This window comes from Phenylobacterium sp. (genome assembly GCF_031425575.1).
GTDB lineage: Bacteria > Pseudomonadota > Alphaproteobacteria > Caulobacterales > Caulobacteraceae > Phenylobacterium.
Window position 1 is genome coordinate 1 of the sequence record NZ_JANPJP010000173.1, and the last position, 23,453, is coordinate 23,453.

The 23,453-nt window shown below is 67.3% G+C and carries 26 protein-coding genes, 4 tRNA genes and 1 pseudogene; 22 read left to right on the plus strand and 9 right to left on the minus strand.

Going from position 1 to position 23,453, the window contains the following annotated elements; genetic code table 11:
• Positions 1–238, minus strand: a pseudogene (locus tag RMO97_RS09660) (Arm DNA-binding domain-containing protein); the annotation flags it as partial.
• Between the two features lie 98 nt (positions 239–336).
• On the opposite strand from RMO97_RS09660, the gene RMO97_RS09665 reads away from it, so the two are divergent.
• A tRNA-OTHER gene (locus RMO97_RS09665) sits at positions 337–420 on the plus strand.
• 51 nt (positions 421–471) lie between these two features.
• Here RMO97_RS09665 and RMO97_RS09670 read toward each other — a convergent pair.
• Positions 472–669, minus strand: a complete 198-nt coding sequence (locus RMO97_RS09670; protein ID WP_310540656.1) for a DUF2842 domain-containing protein — start codon at positions 667–669, stop codon at positions 472–474.
• A gap of 20 nt (positions 670–689) precedes the next feature.
• Complete coding sequence (locus RMO97_RS09675) at positions 690–938, minus strand: GlsB/YeaQ/YmgE family stress response membrane protein (protein WP_310540657.1); 249 nt, start codon at positions 936–938, stop codon at positions 690–692.
• Positions 939–1,082: 144 nt separating this feature from the next.
• Between RMO97_RS09675 and RMO97_RS09680 the strand changes: the two genes are divergently transcribed.
• Positions 1,083–2,120, plus strand: coding sequence for a COX15/CtaA family protein (locus RMO97_RS09680; RefSeq protein ID WP_310540658.1), 1,038 nt, complete (start codon positions 1,083–1,085; stop codon positions 2,118–2,120).
• Here RMO97_RS09680 and RMO97_RS09685 read toward each other — a convergent pair.
• Positions 2,117–3,526, minus strand: coding sequence for an alkaline phosphatase PhoX (locus RMO97_RS09685; protein WP_310540659.1), 1,410 nt, complete (start codon positions 3,524–3,526; stop codon positions 2,117–2,119). The two genes, RMO97_RS09680 and RMO97_RS09685, sit on opposite strands and share 4 nt — an antisense overlap.
• Positions 3,527–3,756: 230 nt before the next feature.
• On the opposite strand from RMO97_RS09685, the gene rplM reads away from it, so the two are divergent.
• The 6 genes from rplM (at position 3,757) to RMO97_RS09715 (ending at position 7,943) form a co-directional block, all read left to right on the plus strand.
• Positions 3,757–4,230: a 50S ribosomal protein L13 gene (gene rplM, locus RMO97_RS09690; protein ID WP_304778140.1), complete on the plus strand. Its 474-nt coding sequence runs from the start codon at positions 3,757–3,759 to the stop codon at positions 4,228–4,230.
• 2 nt (positions 4,231–4,232) lie between these two features.
• A complete protein-coding gene (rpsI, locus tag RMO97_RS09695) occupies positions 4,233–4,703 on the plus strand; it encodes a 30S ribosomal protein S9 (RefSeq protein WP_304778137.1) in 471 nt (156 codons plus the stop codon).
• Between the two features lie 97 nt (positions 4,704–4,800).
• Positions 4,801–5,748 carry an N-acetyl-gamma-glutamyl-phosphate reductase gene (gene argC / locus RMO97_RS09700; protein WP_310540661.1) on the plus strand — a complete coding sequence of 316 codons (948 nt, stop codon included), beginning with the start codon at positions 4,801–4,803 and terminating at the stop codon, positions 5,746–5,748.
• A 46-nt stretch (positions 5,749–5,794) separates the two neighbouring features.
• Positions 5,795–6,283: a peptide-methionine (R)-S-oxide reductase MsrB gene (gene msrB / locus RMO97_RS09705; protein WP_310540662.1), complete on the plus strand. Its 489-nt coding sequence runs from the start codon at positions 5,795–5,797 to the stop codon at positions 6,281–6,283.
• A gap of 105 nt (positions 6,284–6,388) precedes the next feature.
• The gene (locus RMO97_RS09710) at positions 6,389–7,336 is read left to right on the plus strand and encodes a sulfotransferase domain-containing protein (protein WP_310540663.1); all 948 of its coding nucleotides are present in this window, start codon (positions 6,389–6,391) and stop codon (positions 7,334–7,336) included.
• Positions 7,329–7,943, plus strand: a complete 615-nt coding sequence (locus tag RMO97_RS09715) for a histidine phosphatase family protein (protein ID WP_310540665.1) — start codon at positions 7,329–7,331, stop codon at positions 7,941–7,943. The genes RMO97_RS09710 and RMO97_RS09715 overlap by 8 nt, the downstream gene beginning before the upstream one ends.
• Positions 7,944–7,953: 10 nt before the next feature.
• Here RMO97_RS09715 and RMO97_RS09720 read toward each other — a convergent pair whose 3' ends face one another.
• Positions 7,954–8,205, minus strand: coding sequence for a UvrB/UvrC motif-containing protein (locus RMO97_RS09720; RefSeq protein ID WP_310540667.1), 252 nt, complete (start codon positions 8,203–8,205; stop codon positions 7,954–7,956).
• 1 nt (position 8,206) lies between these two features.
• Positions 8,207–10,225 (minus strand): class I poly(R)-hydroxyalkanoic acid synthase, encoded by a 2,019-nt coding sequence (phaC, locus tag RMO97_RS09725; RefSeq protein WP_409035304.1) that lies wholly within the window; start codon positions 10,223–10,225, stop codon positions 8,207–8,209.
• Positions 10,226–10,337: 112 nt separating this feature from the next.
• On the opposite strand from phaC, the gene RMO97_RS09730 reads away from it, so the two are divergent.
• The 9 genes from RMO97_RS09730 to RMO97_RS09770 all read left to right on the plus strand — a co-directional run bounded on the left by RMO97_RS09730 (position 10,338) and on the right by RMO97_RS09770 (position 18,476).
• Complete coding sequence (locus RMO97_RS09730; protein ID WP_310540669.1) at positions 10,338–10,775, plus strand: hypothetical protein; 438 nt, start codon at positions 10,338–10,340, stop codon at positions 10,773–10,775.
• A 109-nt stretch (positions 10,776–10,884) separates the two neighbouring features.
• Positions 10,885–12,105 (plus strand): LL-diaminopimelate aminotransferase, encoded by a 1,221-nt coding sequence (locus RMO97_RS09735; RefSeq protein ID WP_310540671.1) that lies wholly within the window; start codon positions 10,885–10,887, stop codon positions 12,103–12,105.
• Positions 12,102–13,391 (plus strand): homoserine dehydrogenase, encoded by a 1,290-nt coding sequence (locus tag RMO97_RS09740; RefSeq protein ID WP_310540672.1) that lies wholly within the window; start codon positions 12,102–12,104, stop codon positions 13,389–13,391. Before RMO97_RS09735 ends, RMO97_RS09740 begins: the two co-directional genes overlap by 4 nt.
• A 51-nt stretch (positions 13,392–13,442) precedes the next feature.
• The gene (gene glpX, locus RMO97_RS09745; protein WP_310540673.1) at positions 13,443–14,396 is read left to right on the plus strand and encodes a class II fructose-bisphosphatase; all 954 of its coding nucleotides are present in this window, start codon (positions 13,443–13,445) and stop codon (positions 14,394–14,396) included.
• Positions 14,396–16,201 (plus strand): single-stranded-DNA-specific exonuclease RecJ, encoded by a 1,806-nt coding sequence (gene recJ / locus RMO97_RS09750; protein WP_310540674.1) that lies wholly within the window; start codon positions 14,396–14,398, stop codon positions 16,199–16,201. Before glpX ends, recJ begins: the two co-directional genes overlap by 1 nt.
• Positions 16,202–16,293: 92 nt before the next feature.
• Positions 16,294–16,368, plus strand: a tRNA-Glu gene (locus RMO97_RS09755).
• Positions 16,369–16,552: 184 nt separating this feature from the next.
• Positions 16,553–17,188, plus strand: coding sequence for a cold-shock protein (locus RMO97_RS09760; protein ID WP_310540676.1), 636 nt, complete (start codon positions 16,553–16,555; stop codon positions 17,186–17,188).
• 68 nt (positions 17,189–17,256) lie between these two features.
• Positions 17,257–18,048 (plus strand): glutaminyl-peptide cyclotransferase, encoded by a 792-nt coding sequence (locus tag RMO97_RS09765; protein WP_310540678.1) that lies wholly within the window; start codon positions 17,257–17,259, stop codon positions 18,046–18,048.
• The gene (locus RMO97_RS09770; RefSeq protein ID WP_310540679.1) at positions 18,045–18,476 is read left to right on the plus strand and encodes a PaaI family thioesterase; all 432 of its coding nucleotides are present in this window, start codon (positions 18,045–18,047) and stop codon (positions 18,474–18,476) included. The genes RMO97_RS09765 and RMO97_RS09770 overlap by 4 nt, the downstream gene beginning before the upstream one ends.
• Here RMO97_RS09770 and RMO97_RS09775 read toward each other — a convergent pair.
• Positions 18,473–18,631 (minus strand): hypothetical protein, encoded by a 159-nt coding sequence (locus RMO97_RS09775; RefSeq protein WP_310540682.1) that lies wholly within the window; start codon positions 18,629–18,631, stop codon positions 18,473–18,475. The genes RMO97_RS09770 and RMO97_RS09775 overlap by 4 nt on opposite strands.
• A 124-nt stretch (positions 18,632–18,755) precedes the next feature.
• On the opposite strand from RMO97_RS09775, the gene RMO97_RS09780 reads away from it, so the two are divergent.
• The 3 genes from RMO97_RS09780 (at position 18,756) to RMO97_RS09790 (ending at position 19,260) form a co-directional block, all read left to right on the plus strand.
• Positions 18,756–18,832: transfer RNA gene (locus RMO97_RS09780), tRNA-Pro, on the plus strand.
• Between the two features lie 35 nt (positions 18,833–18,867).
• The gene (locus tag RMO97_RS09785) at positions 18,868–19,173 is read left to right on the plus strand and encodes an ETC complex I subunit (protein WP_310540683.1); all 306 of its coding nucleotides are present in this window, start codon (positions 18,868–18,870) and stop codon (positions 19,171–19,173) included.
• Between the two features lie 10 nt (positions 19,174–19,183).
• Positions 19,184–19,260 (plus strand) — tRNA-Arg (locus tag RMO97_RS09790).
• A gap of 2 nt (positions 19,261–19,262) precedes the next feature.
• On the opposite strand, the gene metC is transcribed toward RMO97_RS09790, so the two are convergent.
• Positions 19,263–20,426 (minus strand): cystathionine beta-lyase, encoded by a 1,164-nt coding sequence (gene metC, locus RMO97_RS09795; RefSeq protein ID WP_310540685.1) that lies wholly within the window; start codon positions 20,424–20,426, stop codon positions 19,263–19,265.
• 58 nt (positions 20,427–20,484) lie between these two features.
• Between metC and RMO97_RS09800 the strand changes: the two genes are divergently transcribed.
• Together RMO97_RS09800 and RMO97_RS09805 are read left to right on the plus strand one after the other, a co-directional pair.
• On the plus strand, positions 20,485–21,594 hold the full coding sequence (locus RMO97_RS09800) for an amino acid ABC transporter substrate-binding protein (protein WP_310540687.1): 1,110 nt from the start codon (positions 20,485–20,487) through the stop codon (positions 21,592–21,594).
• Between the two features lie 105 nt (positions 21,595–21,699).
• On the plus strand, positions 21,700–22,974 hold the full coding sequence (locus RMO97_RS09805) for a cytochrome P450 (RefSeq protein ID WP_310540689.1): 1,275 nt from the start codon (positions 21,700–21,702) through the stop codon (positions 22,972–22,974).
• Here RMO97_RS09805 and RMO97_RS09810 read toward each other — a convergent pair.
• Positions 22,971–23,441 carry a GNAT family N-acetyltransferase gene (locus RMO97_RS09810; protein ID WP_310540691.1) on the minus strand — a complete coding sequence of 157 codons (471 nt, stop codon included), beginning with the start codon at positions 23,439–23,441 and terminating at the stop codon, positions 22,971–22,973. The two genes, RMO97_RS09805 and RMO97_RS09810, sit on opposite strands and share 4 nt — an antisense overlap.
• Positions 23,442–23,453: the final 12 nt, after the last annotated feature.

Consider the following 23,453-nt stretch of genomic DNA (forward strand, 5'->3'; position numbering starts at 1 on the left):
GGGGCCAGAGTTCGCCCTCGGGCAGCGGAGCGTCCCGCATGACGTGCGGGGGAGGGCAGCGCCCCACCGAGCGGCGCACCAGCTTTCCGTCCAGGCGCTTCATCACGAAGTAGGTCCGGGCGCCGCCGGCTGCGATGCGCAGGCCGAAGCCGGGCAGTACGTTGTCCCATAACTCGGTCTGGCCAATCTTAGGCGCCTCGCGCCGGACGGCCTTATCGTTCAGGGTGATCTTTGCCATCTGTTACCTGCGGCCCCGTCAGGTAACGCCGAACCCGTTCGTTGGCGATGCCTGCTGTTAGCGCAAGTTAGCTCAACCCTTGTTCGTTTCAAGGGTTTCGGAGTGCATGTGAGTTGGGGTTAGCCTGTCCGGCATGACTGGGGGTCAAGGGGTCGCAGGTTCGAATCCTGTCGCTCCGACCATCGGAAGGCCGAAGGGGCGCTCTCGCAAGAGGGCGCCCTTTTCGTTTGCGGCTACTTCCCCCGGTTCATCCAGGACAGCAGCGGTAGGATGGGCACGCCCCAGCTGATGCCGGCCACAGCGTAAAACAGCGTCTGGATGAAGACCTGATCGGGTACGTGTTCGGCGATCGCCGTCACCGCCCAGATATAGGCGGCGAGGAAAACCAGGATGCCGATACCGCCAACAAACTTCCGGACGCGTGCGCTCATGGCGCCGATATAGGGCCGAGCTAGCGGCGGCGGAAGATGGCGAAGGGCGCCAGGAACAGGATCGAGCCGACGGTGGCCGCGATCAGGCTGGCCCAGACCCCGACGAGATGGATGTCGAGCCCCGCGGCGATGGCGTGGCCCACTATGGCGCCCGCGAAGCCCACTGCGAGGTAGATGAACAGGCTGTGGCGGCGCCCGAGCGCCAGGGCGGCCAGCCAGCCGGCCAGCATCCCGATCAGAATCTCAGCAAAGAGGCCAACGCCGTTCATAAATTCGCCTCAACGCCCCCGTCTGGCTGTGCCGGACCATTCCCCGATCACATATGGTGTGCAAGTGGCGTGCAAGCGTGGACGCCGGGGAGCTTCTCAGGTAGCGGGTCGGATCGGAACCCCGAAAGGTTTGCAGTCACCTCCATGACGTCTTTCCTCCGCTCGGATCGGTCGCGGCCGGTCGCACTCTGGCTCTTCGCCGTCGCCCTGCTGGTCCTGGTCATGGTGGTGGTGGGCGGGGCCACGCGGCTCACCGACTCCGGTCTTTCCATCACCGAGTGGAAACCCGTGACGGGGGCCCTGCCACCGATGTCGGCGGGCGACTGGAACGAGGAATTCGCGCGCTACCGCGAAATCCCGCAGTATCAGCAGCTGAACAAGGGCATGAGCCTGGAGGCCTTCAAAACCATCTACTGGTGGGAGTGGGGTCACCGGCTCCTGGGCCGGCTGGTGGGCGCCGCCTTCGCCATCCCCTTCGTCTATTTCCTGGTCCGTCGCCAACTTCCCAAGCGACTCATCTGGCGCTGTGCGGTCCTGTTCGCCCTTGGCGGCCTGCAGGGCGCCATCGGGTGGTGGATGGTCTCCAGCGGCCTTTCGCAGTCTCAACTGGTGTCGGTCGCGCCCGAGCGGCTGACGGTGCACCTGGGCCTGGCCTTCGCGCTTCTGGCAGGCCTGATCTGGACGGCGCTCGACGCCTGGACAGGCGCCCCCCGGCAGACCGTCCCCAGCGCCTGGAACCGGCATGCCTTGGGGTTGGGCGGGCTCATCTTTGCTCAGATCCTGCTGGGCGCCCTGGTGGCCGGCAACGACGCGGGCTTTGTCTACAACGACTGGCCGCTGATGAACGGCGCCCTGTTCCCGACGGACTACGCGGGCGCCACCCTCTGGGCGACCGTGGCCCACAGCCAGGCCGCGGTGCAGCTGCATCACCGTTTGCTGGCCTACCTTCTGGTGATCCTGGCCCTGGTGGCGGCGGTCGCCGCGCAGCGCTCGCGCTTCCTGCCGGCGGGCGCCAAGGTCCTGGCCCTGGCGCTGGGCGGCGTGGTCCTGGTCCAGACCGGGCTTGGGATCATCACTCTGATGGCCGGCACGCCGCTCTGGCTGGCCCTGTTGCACCAGGTCACCGCGGCCCTGCTGCTGGCCGTCGCCACCGCCTTCGCCTGGCGGGTCCGCCGGCCCTAGCTTCGGAAGCTGGACCAGGGGCCGGTGATGGCCAGCGTCAGGCCCGGGGCGTAGATGTTGACGAACATCGTCGTACCGTCCGGAGAGAAGCAGACCCCGGCAAGCTCGGCGTTGGTGGCGTCGCCCTCGCCGATGGCCGCGGCGTTGCGGCCCAAGGTGTAGATTTTCCCCTGCGGGGTGACGGCGCGCAGGAAGTTGATCCCGTCGATTCGGTCTTCACAGACGAACAGATGGCCCCAGGGCGAGACCGCGATGTTGTCGGCCATCTGCATCACGCCGGTGTCGGTGGGCTCGATGAAGAGCTGCAGCTGGCCGGGCTGGGCGGCTTCGCCGGCCTGGCCCTCCAGGGCGCTGGGGACGTAGCGCATGATCTGGCCGCCCCGGGCCGGTCCGCCGCTCGTGCAGGTGAAGTAGATCTCGCCCTGGCCGTAATAGATGCCCTCGCCCCGGGCGAACCAGGCCGCGCCCTTGGTGTGGCCGCGGTAGCGCAGGTCCTCGTGGGGATTGTCGACCCCGTCCATATCGACCCAGCGCACAGGGCGGGAGTCGCCCTGCTTCCAATAGGTGCTTTCCCAGTTGCGGGGATCGGCGTCGACGCCCTCGGGCAGGCACAGGGCCTGGAGCTTTCCGCCTGCCAGCAGCTTGGTGCGGTCGTTGGGCAGATAGCGGTAGAAGAGGCCGAAACCGTCCCCCATGTCCTCGGTTAGGTAAACCACGCCGGTGCGGGGATCTATGGCCGTCGCCTCGTGGCGGAAGCGGCCCATGGCCTTGATCGGGGTGGGGTCAGCCAGGCCCTTGCCCCGCGACGACACCTCGAAGACCCAGCCGTGGTCCTTCCCGGCGTTCAGGGTCGTCTCCTCGCAGGACAGCCAGGATCCCCAGGGCGTGATGCCGCCCGCGCAGTTGGTGGAGGTCCCCGCCAGGCTGAGGTGCGACCGCTCCAGGACGCGCTTGCGCAGGTCGTAGACCAGGGTGGTCGCGCCGCCGCCCATGGGCAGGCCGTCTTCGGTCCGGTCATAGACCCGCTCGGCCTTCACCTTGGAAGCCAGGACGCGGCCAGGGCCAAAGGCGGTGATCTCCAGGTCGGTGGGCTTGATCTCGTGATTGCGCACGAGCGCCACCCGGTCGTTGTCGAGGGCGAAGCAGCCCATGCCGTCCATCTTGGAGGGCGTGATCAGCCCGTCGCTCATCGGGTCCCCGGCCCTGGACACGACCGTGTAGGAGAAGCCTTCGGGCAGATCGAAGACGCCGGCGGGATCGCGCATCAGCGGCCCGTAGCCCGCGACCTCACTTCTATAGGTGGCGGTGTCCACCGCCCCGTCCTGGGCCGCGGCGAACCGCGAGAAGCCTGTGAAGGCGAGTGTGGCCGCGGTGGCGCGGATAAGCTGGCGTCGGGACGTGAACATGGGGCATCCAGGGCTTGGCGCCGTGACGGCGCCGTCGAGCCTGCTTCCAGCATAGTCCCGTGACGGCTGTTTGACGCGGTATTCAGATACCCATCTCGCCAAACCCTTATGGCATAAGGATTTCCGCCGTCCGGGTTCGCGAAGTTGTTGACAGGCCGGCTCAGCCGACGTATCAGCGCGCCTCTTTCGTCGGGATCTTCCGGTCCCACGCCAATTACGGACCCGTTCCCATGATGAAGACGACGGCTTCTCTGAAGCCCGCCGACGTCACGAAGAAGTGGATCGTGATCGATGCCGAGAACGCCGTCGTCGGCCGTCTCGCCTCGTTCATCGCCATGCGTCTTCGCGGCAAGCACCGCCCCGACTACACCCCGCACGTCGATTGCGGCGACTATGTCGTCGTGATCAACGCCCACAAGGTGAAGTTCACCGGCAAGAAGCTGACCGACAAGATCTACTACCGCCACACCGGCCACCCCGGCGGCATCAAGCAGCGCAGCGCCGGCCAGGTGCTGGACGGCAAGTTCCCGGAACGCGTCCTGGAAAAGGCTGTCGAGCGCATGCTGCCCAAGGAAAGCCCGCTGGCGCGCGCCCAACTGACCCATCTGCGGCTCTACAATTCGCCCGAGCATCCGCACGAAGCGCAGACCCCCGAGACCATCGCGTTCAAAGAGATGAACGCCAAGAACGTGCGGAGCGCCTAAGCATGTCCGAATCCCAAGGCTTCGAGGCTCTGCAGAGCCTCTCCTCGCAACCGGCCGCCGAGCCGGCCGTGCAGAAGATCGACAAGTTCGGCCGCGCCTACGCCACCGGCAAGCGCAAGAACGCGATCGCCAAGGTCTGGATCAAGCCGGGCAAGGGCAAGATCACCATCAACGGCCGCGACCAGGAAATCTACTTCGCCCGTCCGGTGCTGCGCATGATGCTCGCCCAGCCCTTCCAGGTCACCGACCGTGAAGGCCAGTTCGACGTCGTCGTCTCGGTCGTGGGTTCGGGCCTCTCGGGCCAGGCCGGCGCGATCCGTCACGGTCTGTCTAAGGCCCTGACCTATTATGAGCCGGGCCTGCGCCCGGTGCTGAAGCCGCACGGCTTCCTCACCCGCGACAGCCGCGTGGTCGAGCGGAAGAAGTACGGTAAGGCGAAGGCGCGACGCAGCTTCCAGTTCTCGAAGCGCTAAACCCGCGCGCGTTCACACGCGTTTTGCAAAGGGGCGCTTCGGGAAACCGGGGCGCCCCTTCTGCTATCTGGAACTTGGTTTTGCTTGGATCAGCGACATGACCCACACGGTATTCATCGACGGCGAGGCTGGCACCACGGGGCTGCAGATCCGCGAGCGGCTCGAGGGCCGCAGCGACCTGCAACTGATCTCCATCGATCCGGCCAAGCGCAAGGACCCGGCCGCCCGCGCCGAGCTGCTGAACGGCGCCGACGTGGTGATCCTGTGCCTGCCCGACGACGCGGCCAAGGAAGCGGTCGGTCTGATCACCAACCCGGCGGTGAAGATCGTCGACCCCTCGACGGCCCACCGGGTCGCGCCGGGCTGGGCCTATGGCTTCCCGGAGGCCATTGTCGGCCAGCGGGAGGCCATCGCGGCCTCCAAGCACGTGTCGAATCCCGGCTGCTACTCGACCGGCTCCATCGCCCTGATCCGGCCCCTCGTGGACGCCGGCCTGCTGCCGGCCGAGCAGCCGGTGACCATCAATGCGGTGTCGGGCTATTCGGGCGGCGGACGGCAGATGATCGCGGAGTTCGAGGACGAGAGCGCCCCGGATTACACCACCGCCGCCTACCGGATCTATGCGACGGGGCTCTCCCACAAGCATGTGCCGGAGATCGCGGACCGCGGCGGCCTGACCCACAAGCCGATCTTCACCCCGGCGGTGGGCCGCTATCACCAGGGCATGATCGTCGAGATCCCTCTGCACCTCTGGTCCTTGCCGAAGAAGCCGACCCTGGCGGCGATCCAGGCGGTTCTGGCCGAACGTTACCAGGCCCAGCAGTTCGTCGAGGTCGCCAGCCTTGAAGAGGCCCAGGGGATCAAGACCTTGGATCCCGAGGGCCTGAACGGCACCAATCGCATGAAGCTGTTCGTGTTCGGCAACGAGGCCGAGGACCAGGCGCGGCTGGTGGCCCTGCTGGACAATCTGGGCAAGGGCGCCTCGGGCGCCTGCGTGCAGAACATGAACCTGATGCTAGGCCTCGACGAGGCGGCGGGGCTCTAGACGGTCCGAGTGAAACCTTCGGATGCGCCGGCACGTATGACCTGACATGACCCAGACCCTGGACCGCCGCCGCTTCCTCACCACCTCCGCCGTCGCCCTGGCGCTCGCGCCCGCCGGCTCCGCTCTGGCGGCGCCCGCGCCCGATCCCAAGTGGAAGAAGCTCACCGACGCTCAGTGGAAGGCGCGCCTTCCGGCCGATAGCTATCGGGTCCTGCGTCACGAGGGCACGGAGCGGCCGGGAACCAGCCCCCTGCTCAAGGAGCACCGCAAGGGGACCTACGTCTGCGCCGGCTGCAACTGGCCGCTGTTCAAGAGCACGGCGAAGTTCGAGAGCGGCACGGGCTGGCCTTCCTTCTTCACCTCCATCGGCGGCGCGCTGATCAAGAGGCCGGACTATTCTATGGGAATGCTGCGCACGGAGTACAACTGCGCCCAATGCCTGGGACACCAGGGCCACGTCTTCAACGATGGGCCACGCCCTACGGGCCTGCGCTACTGTAACAACGGCGTGGCCCTGCGGTTCGTCCCCGACTAGGGGATCGCGGGCCTGGCCGGGATTTTGTCCGATCCAATCCGAATAACCCTGGTATTTCACTAACCGATCGGCAACTGAAGACCCTGGGCTTTGAGGGGGCACAGCATGCTGGAGCGCGCGCCGGTTCGGGAATTCCGCAGTTGGTACTGCGACAGCCGGCGTTGGGACGCTTACGCGCCGCGACCCGGCGACGTGGTGATCGCCACCCCGCCCAAGGTTGGCACAACCTGGACCCAGCAGATCGTCAACCTGCTGATCTTTCAGTCGGCCGACCCCCGGCCGGTGTCGATGATGTCGCCTTGGATCGACAACCGGTTCAAGGGGCCGGTCGGGCCGGTTCTGGCGACCATTGAGGCCCAGACCCATCGGCGGTTCCTGAAGTCTCATCTGCCGCTCGACGGTCTGCCGATCTATGATGAAGTGCGCTACATCCATGTGGCGCGCGGCGGGCGCGACGCGTGCATGTCCTATCTCAACCACATCAGTGGCTACACCGCCCTCGCCTGGGCGGGTCTCGACGCCGCGGGGATGGAAGAGCCACAGATTGGTCGCCCCCTGCCTCGGCCCCCGAAGACCGCGCGGGAGTTCTTTCATCACTGGATGTCGCGGGGCGAGGACAGCGAGCTGTCCTTGATGTCGCAATCGTTCTTTGACATCGAGCGGAGCTACTGGGCGGGCCGCGGACGGTCAAACCTGCTTTTGGTCCACTACAATGATCTGAAGGCCGACCTGCGGGGCGAGATGGGCAGGATCGCCGACTTTCTGGATATCGAGGTGGCCGTCGACCTGTGGCCCGAACTGGTAGACGCGGCGACCTTCGAGACCATGAAGCGGGATGGGCCGGCTCTGCTACCAGGCATGGAGTTCGGCTTTGAAGGCGGGACCGAGACCTTCCTCAACAAGGGGACCAACGATCGCTGGCAGGCAGTCCTGACCGATGACGACAACTCGCTCTATCTGCAGCGTCTAGAGGAGGAGCTGTCGCCGGGCTTGCGAGCGTGGCTGGAGAATGGCCGGCGGATCGCGGGCGATCCGAGAAACTCGGTTGACTGACAGGCTCGAGCCTGGGACCGACGAGGCCATGCCCCGCATCTACTTCCTGACTCACCCGCAGGTGGTCATCGATCCCGCCGTGTCGGTCCCGCGCTGGCCCCTGTCGGACGTGGGCCGCCGCCGCGCCCGCCAGTTCGCCGACAGTCTGGCGGACGGGGAGGTGACCGCCGTCTGGTCCAGCCGCGAGCAGAAGGCCCTCGACGGCGGCGCGATCATCGCCGGCCACCTCGGCGTTCCGCACCGGATCGATTCGGAACTCGGCGAGAACGACCGGTCGGCCACCGGCTACATCGCCCCGCCCGAGTTCTGGGAGGTCGTCGCCGCGTTCTTCGGCAAGCCTGACGAGAGCGTGCGCGGGTGGGAAACCGCCCGCCATGCTCAGGACCGCATCGTCACGGCTATGCGGCGCCTGGCTCGCGACGAGCCGACCCGGGGCGATATCGTGGTGGTGTCGCACGGCGGGGTGGGCGAACTGCTGATGGCCCACCTGCAGGGTGCCGCCATCGGTGCCGCCGAAAAACCCCAGCATTCCGGCGGGGGCTGCTGGATCGAGATCGACAAGGATGGATTCAGCCTGCTCGCGGGCTGGCGCAACGTGCCGGACTAGCGGGCAGGGGCTACTTCCGCCCGCCTCGAGGCTTGGTGTTGCGGGTCATCAGGTTGGGCTTGGGGGGCGGCTTCCAACCCTTGGGCGCGCGCACGGCCTGGGTGTCGGTGCCGAGCCCCATCTGCCCTGGCTGCTGAATCCTGATCCCCGAGCCGGGGGTCAGGGCCGCGATCTGGTCGCGCAGTTTCGCGGCCAGTTCGTACTCCTCGTGGTCCATCGCCTGGGCCATCGCGCGCTGCAGCTCGGCGATGGTCTTGGCCACCCTAAGACTTCACCTTCACATAGGAGCCCGGCGCGTCCTCCAGGGGCTTGAAGGGCCCCTTGGCGGGATCGCGGGCCGGGACCTGGCCGCCGGACTTCGCCTTCAGCCACTCCGCCCAGTGCGGCCACCAGGAGCCGGGGGTTTCCTTGGCGGCCTCCATCCACTGCTCGACGGAGGCGGGCAGGTCGCTGTTGGTCCAGTGCTGGTACTTGTTGGCGACCGGGGCGTTGATCACGCCGGCGATGTGGCCCGAGCCCGCCAGGGTGAAGGTCACCGGGCCGCCGAACAGCTTGGCTCCGCGATAGACCGAGCGCGCCGGGGCGATGTGGTCCTCTTTGGACGACTGCACATAGACGGGAGTCTTCACCTTCGACAGGTCGAGCTTGATGTTGTCCATCACCAGCTCGCCCTTGGCCAAGGCGTTCTCGCCGTAGAACTTGCGCAGGTAGAACAGATGCAGGGCCTTGGGCATGCGGGTCTGGTCGGAATTCCAGAACAGCAGGTCGAAGGGCTTGGGCTCCTTGCCCATCAGGTAGTTGTTCACGAAGAACGACCAGATCAGGTCGTTGGCCCGCAGGGAGTTGAAGGTCTCGGCCATGGCCTGGCCCGACAGCACGCCGCCGGCGGCGTCCATCTGTTTCTCCAGGTCCCCCAGCCAGTCCTCGTTGGTGAACAGCAGCAGGTCGCCGGCCTCGGCGAAGTCCTGCTGGGCGGCGAAGAAGGTGGCCGAGGCGATCCGCTTGTCCCCCTTGGCGGCCATATGGGCCAGGGTGGAGGAGAGCAGGGTGCCGCCGATGCAATAGCCGACGGTGTTCACCTGCTCGACGCCGGCCTGCTTCATGGCCGCCGCGGTGCCCTCATAGATGCCCTGCTGCATGTAGTCTTCGAAGGTCTTGGCGGCCATCTCCACGTCGGGATTGACCCAGGAGGCCACGAAGACGGTGATCCCCTGGTCGGTGAGCCAGCGGATCATCGAGTTCTCGGGGCGCAGGTCCAGGATGTAGAACTTGTTGATCCAGGGCGGGAAGATCACCAGCGGGATGTCGAACACGGTCTCCGTTGTCGGGGTGAACTGCAGCAGCTGCAGCACCTGGTTCTGGAACACCACCTTGCCCGGGGCGGTGGCGACGTTCTCGCCGATCTTGAACATGTCGTAGTCGGTCTGGCTGATGGCCAGGGTGCCGCCGCCGCGGGTCAGGTCCGCGGCGAAGTTCTCCATGCCCTGCAACAGGCTCTGGCCCTGCGTCGACATGGCCTCGCGTAGGGCCGCCGGGTTGGAGACCAGGAAGTTGGAGGGCGAGAAGGCGTCGGTGAGCATCTTCATGAAGAACTCGACCCGGCGCTTGGCCATGGGATCGACGCCGTCGACCTCGGACACCAGGGCGTTCAGCCAGTTGGAGGTGACCAGGTAGGACTGCTTGATCACGTCGAAGACCGGGTTGTCGCTCCATTCCGGGTCCATGAACCGCTTGTCGCCCTTGGCGGGGGCGACGGTAGGCTCGACGGTCTCGCCCGAGGCCCGGCGCGCCGCGGACTGCCAGAGCTCCAGATAGCGTTGGAACAGGTCGGCCTGGGCCCTGACCAGGCGGTCGGGCTGGGAGGCCAGCCGGCCCATGACGTCGGTGAGGGCAGGGGCGACGTGGAAGGGGTCGGGCTGCAGGGCGGCGGGGCGTTCGGCCTGGCGCAGGGCGGCCTCGGCGATGGCGCCCTGGGCGGTGAGGGCCGCGCGGGCCAGGTTCGCCGACAGCTTCTCCATCATCTCGCGCTGCTCGGGATTGAGCTGGGCCTGAGGGAAGTCGATGGTGGCGCCGAAGGCCGCGGCGGCCGCGGGGCTGGGCTGGGCACGGGGAGATTCGGCCTTCGGGGGCTCGACACGGCGCGCCTCGGGGGCGGCCTTGGTCGGCTTGGCCTTGGGTTCGGCGGCCTGGGCGGCCTTGGTCTTGGCCTTGCCGGAGCCGGTCTTGGCCTTGTCCGACGCCTTGGCCTTGACGGCCTTGGTCTTGGTCGGCTGTTTGCTCATGACCGTCTTCTCCCAGGTTTGTCTTGCGGGCCAGGCGCTCGCGCTCTTTCGCCCGAAGCAATCATGGCATAAGACCAGCGCCAAGATGAACGCGTCGCCTAGACTTTTCGTGATGAGTGGCTTGGAACCTTTGCGGACCAGCCTGCTTGTCTGCGCCTGCGGCGCCGCGATGCTGGGCGGCTGCGCGACCTCCAACCCCTTTGTCACCGCGTCCGTGGACCCTGCCTCGCCGATCGCCGGCGAGGTGGCCGCCAAGGCCCGGGCGAGCCGCGACTATCCGACCTTCGCCGACATACCTTCGGTTCCCAACGATGTGCGCCCCCTGCCGGCCTTCGGCCGCGCGGCGACCGAGCTTCAGCTGGCGGGCGTCGAGCTGGTCCGAGACACGGCGCCCGGCACCTGGACCCTGACCAGCACCGAGGCCTTCGCCGGCCGTGCGCGCGACATCGCCGGCCCCGAAACGACCGGCCCCGAATCCACCACCGCGGCCACCGAAGCCTTCGCCAAGGCCCAGCGGGCGCGAGCTACACCGCCTCCGCCGCCCAGATAGGCCCGCGGAGGCTGACGACCTTGAACCTGCCTGGCGAAGCCCCGCAACGAGCCCCGCCTCGCGCGACCTCAGCTCCCTACCGCCGCGAGGCCCGCGGCCCGAGCTCAAAATGACCCCTGAATTCCACCGTATCCGACGCCTTCCACCCTACGTCTTCGAGGAAGTGAACCGCATCAAGGCCCGCCTGCGCGGCCAAGGCGTGGACATCATCGACTTCGGCATGGGCAATCCCGACATGCCGACGCCCAAGCACATCGTCGACAAGCTGATCGAGACCGCCCGAGACCCCAAGGCGGGGCGCTACTCCGCCTCAAAGGGTATCGTCGGCCTGCGCCGCGCCATGGCCGGCTACTACAAGAAGCGCTTCGGCGTGACCCTGAACCCCGACACCGAGGTGATCGCCACCCTGGGATCGAAGGAAGGCTTCGCCAACCTGGCCCAGGCGCTCACCGCCCCGGGCGACGTGATCCTCTGTCCGAACCCGGCCTACCCGATCCATGCCTACGGCTTCATCATGGCCGGTGGCGTGATCCGCCACGTGCCGGCCCCATCCCCGGAAGAGTACCTATCGGGCGTCAGCGCCGCGATGCGCCACTCCAGCCCGGCCCCCAGCGTGCTGATCCTGTCCTATCCGTCCAACCCGACGGCCCAGTGGGTGGACCTGGATTTCTACAAGGAGGCCGTGGCGCTGGCGAAGAAGCACGACCTGCTGGTGCTCTCCGACATCGCCTATTCCGAGATCTACTTCGACGACAACCCACCGCCCTCCATCCTGCAGGTGGACGGGGCCAAGGAGATCGCCGTCGAGGTCAACTCGCTGTCCAAGACCTACGCCATGGCCGGCTGGCGTGTGGGCATGGTGGTGGGCAATGAGCGGATGTGCGCGGCCCTGGCCCGCGTGAAGTCCTATCTCGACTATGGGGCCTACACCCCGATCCAGGTGGCCGCCGCCGCCGCGCTGAACGGGCCGCAGGACTGCGTCGATGAGATCCGGGCCATGTACAAAAGCCGTCGCGATACGCTGGTAACCTCGATGAAGCGGGCCGGCTGGGACATCCCAGCGCCGCCCGCCTCGATGTTCGCCTGGGCGCCGCTGCCCGAGCAGTACAAGGACGCGGGCTCCATGCTGTTCGCCAAGCTGCTGATCGAGGAGGCCGGCATCGCCGTCGCTCCGGGCGTGGCCTTCGGCGAGTACGGCGAGGGCTATGTCCGCATCGGCCTGGTGGAGAACGAACACCGAATCCGCCAAGCCGCGCGCAACGTGAAGAAGTTCCTGGCCAATTCCGAGGAAATCCTCGGCCGGGCCCACAACACCCTGGCGGCCCAATGACCAAAGACGTCTGGCGCATCGGTGTCGCGGGCCTGGGGACGGTTGGCGGCGGGCTGCTAAACTTCCTGTCCGACCGGCCGGGCTTCGCGCCCGCCGGCGGTCAAGCCGTGGTCACCGGGGTCTCGGCGCGCTCTCGCTCGCGGCCACGGCCTTTCGACATCTCCAACCTGCCTTGGTTCGACGACCCGGTGGAACTGGCCAAGTCCCCGGACAACGACATCTTCGTCGAACTGGTCGGGGGCTCGGACGGCCCGGCCAAGGCCGCGGTGGAAGCCGCCCTCAACGCCGGCAAGCCCGTGGTCACCGCCAACAAGGCCCTGATCGCCGAACACGGCGCCGAGCTGGCCCTGCTGGCCGAGTCAAAGGGCGTGCCCCTGCTGTTTGAGGCCGCCGTCATGGGCGGCACGCCGGCGGTGAAGATGCTGCGCGAGGCCATGGTCGGCGACGACATCAGGTCGGTCGCGGGCATTCTCAACGGCACCTGCAACTACATCCTGACCGAGATGGATAGCGGCGGCCGCGCCTTCGCCGATGTCCTGGCCGAGGCCCAGCGCCTGGGCTACGCCGAGTCCGATCCAACCATGGACGTCGGCGGCTTTGACGCGGCGCACAAGATATCGATCCTCGCGGCCCTGGCCTTCGGCTGTGCGCCGACCTATGCGGCGGCCGAGATCGAGGGCATCGACGGCATCGAGCTGCTGGACATCAAGCTGGCCCGCGACCTGGGCTACCGCGTGAAGCTGGTGGCCTCGGCCGACCGATCCTCGGACGGCGTGCTGGTGCGGGTGCACCCGTCCCTGGCGCCGATCAATCACCCCCTGGCCCAGGCCGGCGGGGCGCTGAACGCGCTCTTCATCGAAGGGACCCGGATCGGCACCATCTATATCCAGGGCCCCGGCGCGGGCGCCGGTCCGACCGCGGCCGCCGTGGCCGCCGACATCGCCGACGTGATGACCGGCGCGGTGCGTCCGGTCTTCCAGCGGCCGGCCGGGGAGTTGAAGCCCTTCACCCCGGTGGACCCGTCCAAGAGCATGGGCCGGGCCTATCTGCGCTTCCTGGTGAAGGACGAGCCTGGCGTGATCGCCGCGGTCTCCGAGACCCTGGCCGAGGCCGGCGTCTCCATCGAGAGCTTCCTGCAGAAGCCGGTGGAAAACGCCGACGGCGTTCCCATCGTGCTCACCACCCACGCGGTGGCGGAGTCGGTGCTCACGGCGGCGATCGACCGTATCGCCAATCTGCCCTCCGTGCTGGAGAGACCGCGCCTCTTGCGCATCGCGCGTATCTGAGAATCTCAAGATAGTCACCGGCTATGCCGGATTCCGGCAGGAGACGTGTCCATGAGTTCCGAAATCCTCGATCGCGGTCTGGTGATCGACGCGGTTCGCGTGACCGAGATCGCCGCCATCGCCGCCTGGAAACTGGTGGGCCGGGGCGACGAGATGGCGGCCGACCAGGCGGCGGTGGACGCCATGCGCACGGCCCTCAACGACCTGGATATCGACGGCGAGATCGTGATCGGCGAGGGCGAGCGGGACGAAGCTCCCATGCTCTACATCGGTGAGAAGGTTGGCCGGGGGAAAGGTCCCAAGATCAACATCGCCCTCGACCCCCTGGAAGGCACGACCCTGACCGCCAAGGCGATGGCCAATGCGCTGGCCGTCATGGCCTGGGCGCCCAAGGGGACCCTGCTGAACGCCCCCGACACCTATATGGACAAGATCGCCTGCGGCCCCGGCTACCCTCCCGGCATCATCGATCTCGACAAGACCCCGGCCCAGAACGTCGAGGATCTGGCCGAGGCCAAGGGCGTCGATCCAAGCGAGATCACGGTCTGCATCCTGGATCGTCCGCGCCATGCCGACATCATCGCCAGCGTCCGCTCGGTGGGCGCGCGCATTTACCTAATCACCGACGGCGATGTGGCGGGGGTGATGAACACCGCTGACCCCTCTACGGGCGTGGACCTTTATCTCGGCCAGGGCGGGGCGCCGGAGGGCGTGTTGGCCTGCGCGGCGCTGAAGTGCGTCGGCGGGCAGTTCCAGGGCCGCCTGGTGTTCCGCAACGCCGATGAGAAGGCCCGCGCCAAGCGGATCGGCATCACCGACTTCGACCGCAAGTATGATCTGCACGAGATGGTCCGCGCCGACGCCATCTTCGCCGCCACCGGTGTCACCAACGGCGCCTTGCTGGACGGCGTCCACTATGAAGATGGGTTCGTCCACACCCACACCATCGTCATGAACTCCGCCACCCAGACAGTGCGCGAAGTGCGGATGAAGCGGCCGGTGTGATGGCTGACGGCTCCACCCCGGCGGGCTATCTGGGCGTCACCAAGTCGCTCAGCGGTCGGCTGTGGCGCGAGCGGGCCGCCGACCCCGAGACCGTGCGCCGCCACGAGATGACCCTGGGCTTGCCCGAGCCCCTGGCGCGGGCCCTGGCCTCGCGTGGCGTGCAGGACGGCCTGGGCGAACACTACCTCAATCCGACCCTGAAGGCCCTGTTCCCCGACCCGTCCAGCTTCATGGACATGGACAAGGCCGCGACCATCCTGGTGGACGCCGTCGCCAAGGGCCGCCCCATGGCGGTGTTCGCCGACTATGACGTGGACGGGGCCTCTAGCGCCGCCCAGCTGGTGCGCTGGACCCGGGCGATGGGCGCGCCGCTGCGCATCTACGTCCCTGATCGCATCACCGAGGGCTACGGCCCATCGCCCGCCGCCTTCCGCCGCCTGAAGGACGAGGGCGTCGAGCTGGTGATCACCGTCGACTGCGGCGCCGCGGCCATGGAGGCGGTGACCTACGCCGTCGAGATCGGGCTGGAGGTGGTGGTGATCGACCACCACCTGATGCGCGGCGATGAGGTTCCCCCCGCCACGGCGCTGGTGAACCCCAACAGGCCGGGCTGCGGGTCGGGGCAGGGGGTTCTGGCCGCCGCCGGGGTCACCTTCGTCCTGATGGCCGCCCTGAACCGCGAGGCGCGCCGCCAGGGCCTGTTCACCGCCGAGCGCCCCGAGCCCGATATCCGCCAATGGCTGGACCTTGCCTGCATGGGCGCCATTTGCGACGTCACCCAGCTGGTGGGCTTCAACCGGGCCCTGGCCTCCCAGGGGCTCAAGGTGATGTCCGGCTGGCGCAACCCAGGCCTCAAGGCCCTGCTGGACGTGGCCAAGAGCCAGGGGCCGGCCACGGCCTTCCACGTCGGCTTCGTGCTGGGCCCCCGCATCAACGCCGGTGGCCGCATCGGCCGCGCCGACCTGGGGGCGCGCCTGCTCTCCACCGACGACCCCCGCGAGGCCGCCGACCTGGCGGCCGAACTCGACGCCCTGAACGCCTCGCGCAAGGAAGTCGAGCGTGAGGTGCTGGAGCAGGCCGTCCAGATCATCGAGCGCGAGAGCAACCAGGCCGACCTGCCGGTGCTGCTGGTGTCGGCCGATGACTGGCATCCCGGGGTCATCGGCATCGTCGCCGGCCGCCTGCGGGAGCGCTATCGCAAGCCTGTTATGGTGATCGGCGTCGACCGGGCGGCCAATGTCGGCAAGGGCTCGGGCCGGTCCCAGCCCGGGGTGAACCTCGGCCGCGCCGTTCAGGCCGCCTATGAGGAGGGCCTGCTGATCGCCGGGGGCGGTCACGCCATGGCCGCGGGCCTCAGCGTGAAGCCCGACACCATTCCCGAGCTGAGGGCCTTCCTCTGCGAACGCCTCGCCGACGAAAGCCAGGTCGCCGCGGCGGAGGACGGCCTGGATATCGACGCCCTGATCACCACCGGCGGCGCCGACCGGGCGCTCTATGAGAGCTTCCAGCGTATGGCCCCCTTCGGCCCCGGCAACCCCGAGCCGGTCTTCGCGCTGTCCGATGTCCGCGTGGAGCGGGCCATGGCGCTCAAGGGCGGCCATGTGCGGGTCACCCTGACTGATCGTACCGGCGGCAAGCTGAAGGCCGTGGCCTGGCGTTCCGAGGGCACGGAGATCGGCGCGCGCCTGCTGGCCGAGGGCGGCGGATTGCATATCGTCGGCCGCTTGAAGCCCGACGACTGGCAGGGCCGATCCAGCGTCGAGCTGGAGATCGAGGACGTCGCCGACCTGCGCCGGGTGGGGTGAAGCGCAGCCATTTTGGTGAACTGCGACAAGTCGGGGTCAGTGCGCTTGCACACCCCCAGGAACGCAGATATAGAGCCGCCCTTCGCCGCTGCGGTCCCTTCGTCTATCGGTTAGGACGCCAGGTTTTCAACCTGGAGAGAGGGGTTCGACTCCCCTAGGGACTGCCAGCGAAATCGCCCTCGGTAGGGCAGCCGACATGGGCTCGGCGCCAATCCATCGCGCAAAGCGCGAGAAACACACCAAATGCGTGCATTTGGGTGAAAAACCCCCATTGACGGCTCTCCTGTTACGAGAACAGTGTTATGACTGGCCAGTATCCGTAGGGATTGGGAGATCGGGCCAGAGGGGCAAATGTCTGGTTACGAATTCGAGAGTGTAGATTCGCACGAGGATGCTGTGCGGATCAGTGGGCGGATCAAGTGGTTCGACGCAGGTAAAGGCTATGGCTTCATCGTCCCCGACGATCCCGGCCAGACCGACCTGAAAGATGTACTCCTGCATGTGACGTCGTTGAGGAACTCGGGGCGCGAGAACGCCCTGGAAGGCGCCATCATTGTTTGCGACGTCATTCGCCGTCCCAAGGGCTGGCAGGTCTCGGAGGTCGTGGACCTCGACGAAAGCTCCGCCCCACCCCCAGCCGAGCGTCGGCCGCGCGAGGATCACTCTTTCCGACGCGACCGCGACAGCTTCGACCGCCACAGCGGGGGCTTCGACCGGCAGGCGGGCGGTTTCCCCGCCCGCAGCTCACGTCCGGCGCCTGAGGCGCGGGGCCCCCTGGAGCGGGCCAAGGTGAAGTGGTTCAACCGCGCCAAGGGCTATGGCTTCGTGGTGCGGGACGGCGAGCCCGGCGACATCTTCGTCCATATCGAAACCCTGCGCCGCTCGGGCATCGAGGACCTGCAGCCGGGGGACGACGTCATGGTGCGCTTCGCCGAGGGGCCCAAGGGCCTGGTGGTGGCGGAACTGGAATCCATCGGCATGGCCTGAGGGCCGCCTTGCCTAGGCCGCAAGCCTCCCGCAAAGGATAGGTCACCGTCCTAGCCAGGGAGACCGGCTTGTCGTCTTTGTCCTTCAGGCCGCTGTGGCTGGCGGCGATGGCCTTCGCCGCCGTCATGGTGGGCAGTCCCGCCGCCGCGGTGCTGCCGGTCCAGGGCTATGAGGTGCGCGCCACCTATCCCCATGACCCCCGGGCCTTCACCCAGGGCCTGTTCTATCTCGACGGCTTCATGTTCGAGAGCACGGGCTGGCTGGGGCGCTCCACGATCCGCAAGGTCCGGCTGAAGGATGGCGTCGTCCTGCAATCGGCCGCCATCGACGCCGATAAGTTCGGCGAGGGCGCGGTCAACTTCGGCTCCGAGATCATAAGCCTGACCTGGCAGCACGAGACGGGCTACCGCTGGGACCTGAAGACCTTCGCCCGCAAGGGCAGCTTCGGCTATCCGGGGGAGGGCTGGGGGCTGACCCAGGACGGCAAGTCCCTGATCATGAGCGACGGCACGGCGTTCCTGCGGTTTCTGGACCCCAAGACCCTACGCGAAACCCGGCGGATCAAGGTGACCGCCGAGGGGCGGCCCGTGGTCCGGCTCAACGAGCTGGAATGGGTGAAGGGCGAGATCCTCGCCAATATCTGGGAGACCAACCGCATCGCCCGGATCGATCCCGCGACCGGCGCGGTGAAGGGCTGGATCGACCTGACGGGCCTGCCCGAGACCCTGTCCTACCGGGACCCCAACGCGGTCGCCAACGGCATCGCCTATGACCAGAAGGGTGACCGCCTGTTCGTCACCGGCAAGTACTGGCCCAATCTCTACGAAATCGACCTGAAGCCCCTGAAGGACGCCCGATGACCGCGCCGGCCGAGATCACGCCCCCGGAGGGTTTCATCAAGTCCCAGGGGCGGGGCGACTTCTCCACCATCAACGGCCCCTACTATCACCGCGCCCAGCAGCAGGAGGGCGTGACCGAGCAGGCCTTCTTCGCCGAGCAGCGGCACGCCAACGGGCTGGGCCTGGTGCATGGCGGCATGCTGACCGCCTTCCTGGACGGCCTGCTGGCCGCGGCCGTCTGGCGCGAGACCCAGACCCGCTCGGTGACCATCCACCTGTCGGTGGACTTCCTGCACATGGCCCGGATCGGAGAATGGGTGATGGGGGACGCCCGCGTCACCCGCGCCACCCGCGACGTGGCCTTCGTGGAGGGGCGCGCCTATGTCGGCGGCCACGATGTTGTCCGCGCCTCAGGTGTGTTCAAGCTCATGCACCGGCGTGTGCGCTAGCCTAGGACGATCTTCGCCAGCAGGCTGGCGGCCAGGATGGCCCCGCCCCCGATCAACCCCAGGCGAATGTGTTCGGCGTGGCGGTCGAGGAACTGGGCGCGCTTGCGCATCTCCATTCGACGCGTGCGCTTGGACTTGGTTTTTGACTGCGGCATTTTCGCTCCCCCGCCGGAAGACCTACCAGACGCGAGCCGCAAAGGTCGAGGGAACGTCGGCTGCCGCCTCCTATCGTTTGCGGGAACGGCCAAAGCCTTATATCCCACGCCCGCCGGTGCTTTTCGGGGTGTAGCGCAGCCTGGTAGCGCATCTGGTTTGGGACCAGAGGGTCGGAGGTTCGAATCCTCTCGCCCCGACCAGCACCGGCCAAACGACTTATCGCCAGGGATCCGTCATGCTCGCGCGCATCTATCGTCCGGCCAAGAACGCCATGCAGTCTGGCAAGGCCAAAACCAAGGACTGGCTGCTCGAGTTCGCGCCTGAAAACGCCCGGGCGTCAGATCCTCTGATGGGCTGGACCCAGACCCGCGACACCGACGGCCAAGTTCGCCTCTCCTTCGACACGTCGGAAGACGCGGTGGCCTATGCGCAGGCCCACGCCATCCCCTTCCAGCTCTTCGATCCCAAGCCGGCCAAGCGTATCGTGAAAGCCTACGCCGACAACTTCGCCTTCAACCGCAAGCAGCCCTGGACCCACTAGGTCCTCGACAGCGCCCTTAGCTCAACTGGATAGAGCACCTGCCTTCTAAGCAGGCGGTTGCAGGTTCGAGTCCTGCAGGGCGCGCCAGGCTAGCCGCCCGCGGCGCTGAACGCGTCCAAGCCCTTCCGCAAATCCGCGATCAGGTCGTCGGCGTTCTCCAGTCCGACGTGCAAGCGCATCAACGGCCCACCATAGCCGGGCCGGAACTTCCGTGTCCCGAGCTGGGGATCGCAGGAGATGGCCAGGCTCTCGAAGCCGCCCCAGGAGAAGCCCAGGCCAAACAGGTCGAGGGCGTTGAGGAAGGCGTTCACCGCCGCCTCGGGGGCGGGCCTGAAGACGAAGCCGAACAGGCCGCAGGCGCCGCTGTAGTCGCGTCGCCACAGCTCGTGGTCCGGGCAGCCGGGCAGGGCGGGGTGCAGGACCCGTGCCACCTCCGGCTGATCGCGCATCCACGCGGCGATGGCCAGGCTGCTTTCGCCCTGCCTGGCCAGCCGGGTCGGCAGGGTGCGCAGGCCGCGCAGCATCTGGTAGGCGTCCTCAGGCGCCACGGCCCAACCGAGGTGGACGATGCCGTTCTCGAGCTGGCCCACCAAGGCCGGATCGGTCGCCGCGGCCGAGCCCATGAAGACGTCGGAATGGCCGCCGACATACTTCGTCAGGGCCTGGACGCTGATGTCCACGCCATGGGCCAGGGGCTTAATCAGGTAGCCGGCGCCCCAGGTGTTGTCGGCCAGGGTCAGGATGCCCCGTGCGCGGGCCAGGTTGGCGATGGCGGCCAGATCCTGCATCTCGAAGGAGAGGGATCCCGGGCTTTCCATGACGATCAGCCGCACGGCGTCGCTGGCGCCGCCCACCAGGTCCTGCGGGCTCTGACGCGGATCAAAATAGCGGACCGCCACGCCGAAGCGCTTCAGCACGTGGTCGCAGAAGCGCCGAGTGGGTTTATAGATGTTGTCCACCACCAGGACTTCATCGCCGGCCTTAAGCACGGCCAGCATGGCGCCGGTCAGGGCCGCGAGGCCGGAGGGGTAGAGGCAGACGCAGGCGGCGCCCTCCATCTCCGCGAGCGCATCGCGCAGGGCGTCGTGGGCCGCCAGGCCCTGACGGCCATAGGTGATGTAGCTGTCGTCGTCGTAAAGAGCCTCGGCGTTGGGCAGGAGGACGGTGGAGCCCTTCTGGATCGGCGGCCCCACGGTCTTGGCCAACGACTTCGGCGCGGCGCCGGCGCGAATCAGGCGGGTTTCTTCGGCCATGCGGCTTGACGGCTCGGAACGAACAGGGGCGACAATGCCCTTACTCCTTAGAACCTTGGTGAGGTCTGTGATCAAGGCGCTACGCCGAACCGCCGCCGTTGGACTCCTGCTGTGGCTCGCCGCGTGCGGCGACGCTGGCGATGCGCCCACACCGACCCCTGTGACCACGGCCGGCGACGATCCGGCGACCCAGGTTCTGCAGGCCAAGGCCAGTCCGACCCTCGCGGCCGTTCGCTCGCGCGGCTACCTCGCCTGCGGCGTTAACGCGGGCCTCGCGGGCTTCGCCTTCCCAGACGACAAGGGAAACTGGCGGGGCTTTGATGTGGACATCTGCCGTGCGGTCGCGGCCGCGGTTCTGGGGGACGCCAAGGCGGTCCGGTTCACCGCCATCGCCGCCCAGGACCGCTTTGCCGCCTTGTCCTCGGGCAAGATCGACATTCTGTCGCGCAACACCTCGTGGACCTTCGGCAGGGATGCCGGCGCGCTCGACTTTCCGGCGGTGACCTATTTTGACGGCCAGGGCTTCCTGGCCCCCAAGGCGCTCGGGCTCGGCAGCGCCGACGAGCTGAACGGCGCGCGGATCTGTGTCCAGGCCGGCACCGCCAGCGAACAGAACATGGCCGACTACTTCAAGATCCGGGGCCTGAAATACAGCGCCGTTGTTGCGGAGTCCGAGGCGAAGGCCAGGGAGACCTATCAGGCCGAGGGTTGCGACGCTTACACCGCCGACGTCTCGGCCCTGGCCTCGGCGCGATCGCTGATGAACAATCCCAACGCCCACGTGGTCCTGCCCACGGTGATCTCCAAGGAGCCGCTGGGTCCCGTGGTCCGTCAGGACGACCCCGCCTGGACCGATATCGTCCGCTGGAGCGTCTACGCCCTGATGCTGGGGGAGGAGCTGAAGCTGACCGCCGACAGTGTCGCCAAGGCGCGGGATGATTCGCAGGATCCCCGCGTGCGTCGCCTGCTGGGGGCCCAGGGGAACCTTGGTCCGCTGCTGGGCCTGAAGGCCGACTGGGCCTTCCAGGCGATCCGTCAGGTCGGGGCCTATGATGAGGTGTTCCGCCGCAATCTGGGGCAGGGCTCGCCGCTCAAGCTGGAGCGCGGCCTCAACGCGCTGTGGAACGCGTCGCAGCCCGGCCTCCACTATCCGCCGCCGGTTCGCTGACGCTGCGGCAGTTCCCCCTTGCAATACAGTGTTCGGTTCGGCGTCATCTGGTCAACGACATCGGAGCGGACCCCCGAGAGGCCCGCCCGTCAGGGAGACACGACCATGAGCGACGGTTCCGTTGATATCCGCCATGAGGCTCGCCAGCAGGCGAACGCCCTGCCGCTGGACAAGCTCAACCCAGCCCAGGCCGAGCTGTTCAGCCAGGACGCCATGTGGGCCCAATTCGAGCGCCTGCGCCGGGAAAGCCCGGTCCACTACACGGCCGAAAGCGACTACGGGCCCTATTGGTCGGTCACCAAGTACAACGACATCATGGCCATCGACACCAATCACCAGGTGTTCTCCTCGGCCGACGGCATCGTCCTTCAAAGCCTGGAATCCAAGGCCGAATCGGCCGGCCGGCCGACCCGGCCCAGCTTCATCGGCATGGACCCGCCCAAGCACGATGTGCAGCGCAAGGCGGTCAGCCCGGCCGTGGCGCCCCACAACCTGGCCCAGATGGCGCCGGTGATCCGTGAGCGGGCCGGCGCGATCCTGGATGGCCTGCCGATCGGCGAGACCTTCGACTGGGTGGACCTGGTCTCGAAGGAGCTGACGGCGATGACGCTCGCCACCCTCTTCGACTTCCCCTTCGAGCGCCGCCGCGACCTGACCTACTGGTCGGACATGATGACCAACCCACCTGGCCACGGGGTCTGCGAGAGCTGGGAGCAGAAGCGCAGCGAGCTTACCAAGTGCTTCGACGCCTTCGACGGCCTGTGGGCCGACCGGATCAAGGACACCGAGCCGAAGTTCGACATGATCTCCATGCTGGCCCACAACCCGGCCACGCGGGACATGGACGAGCACGAGTACCACGGCAATGTCACCCTGCTGATCATCGGCGGCAACGACACCACCCGGAACACCATCTCCGGTTCGATCTACGCTCTGAACCAGAACCCGGCCCAGTACCGCAAGCTGCGCGAGAACCCGTCCCTGATCCCCTCGATGGTTTCCGAGACCATCCGCTGGCAGACGCCGCTCGCCCACATGGCGCGCACGGCGACCCAGGACTACGAGATCGGCGGCAAGACCATCCGCAAGGGCGACCGAGTGGCCATGTGGTACGTGTCGGGCAACCGCGACGACGAGGTCATCGCCAACCCTGACAACTACATCATCGACCGCGAACGGCCCCGCCAGCACCTGTCCTTCGGGTTCGGCGTCCACCGCTGCGTGGGCAATCGCCTGGCCGAGCTGCAGCTGCAGATCATCTGGGAGGAGATCCTGGCCCGCTTCCCCACCGTCGAGGTGGTGGGCGAACCCCAGCGGACCCATTCGGTGTTCGTGAAGGGTTACGAAACCCTGCCGGTGATCATTCCGACCCGGAACTAGAGGACGAGGCGCATCGCGCAACGTTCCTCGAGGTTGCGGGCGCGTTCGGCTTTGAGCGTCTCAGCGAGGTGCTCGGGCATGTCCGCGTCGGCGATCTCGGCGAAGCCCATCTTGGCGTAGAAGGGGCCGTTCCAGGCGATGTTGCGGAACGTTGTCAGGGTGAGCTCGGACAGGCCTTCGGCGCGCGCCCAAGCGATGACGTGGTTCAGCATTAGCCGGCCTAACCCCTTGCCCTGATGGCCGGCCTCGACGTCGAACTCCAGAATGTGCAGCTCGCCGCCGTCCCGGTGTCCGCCCAGGAAGCCGATCGGCGTGCCTTGTTCATCATCGACCACCCACAGCGTCCCGTGCTCGAGGGCGTCGCGCCATCCCTCGGCGGGGGTCGCCGTGGACAGCGGCCCTGGCGGTATGGAGGTGTTCTGGAAGGCGTCGACGGCCGAGAGTTCGATCTCGGGTAGCCGTGGCAAGTCCGCCTCTAT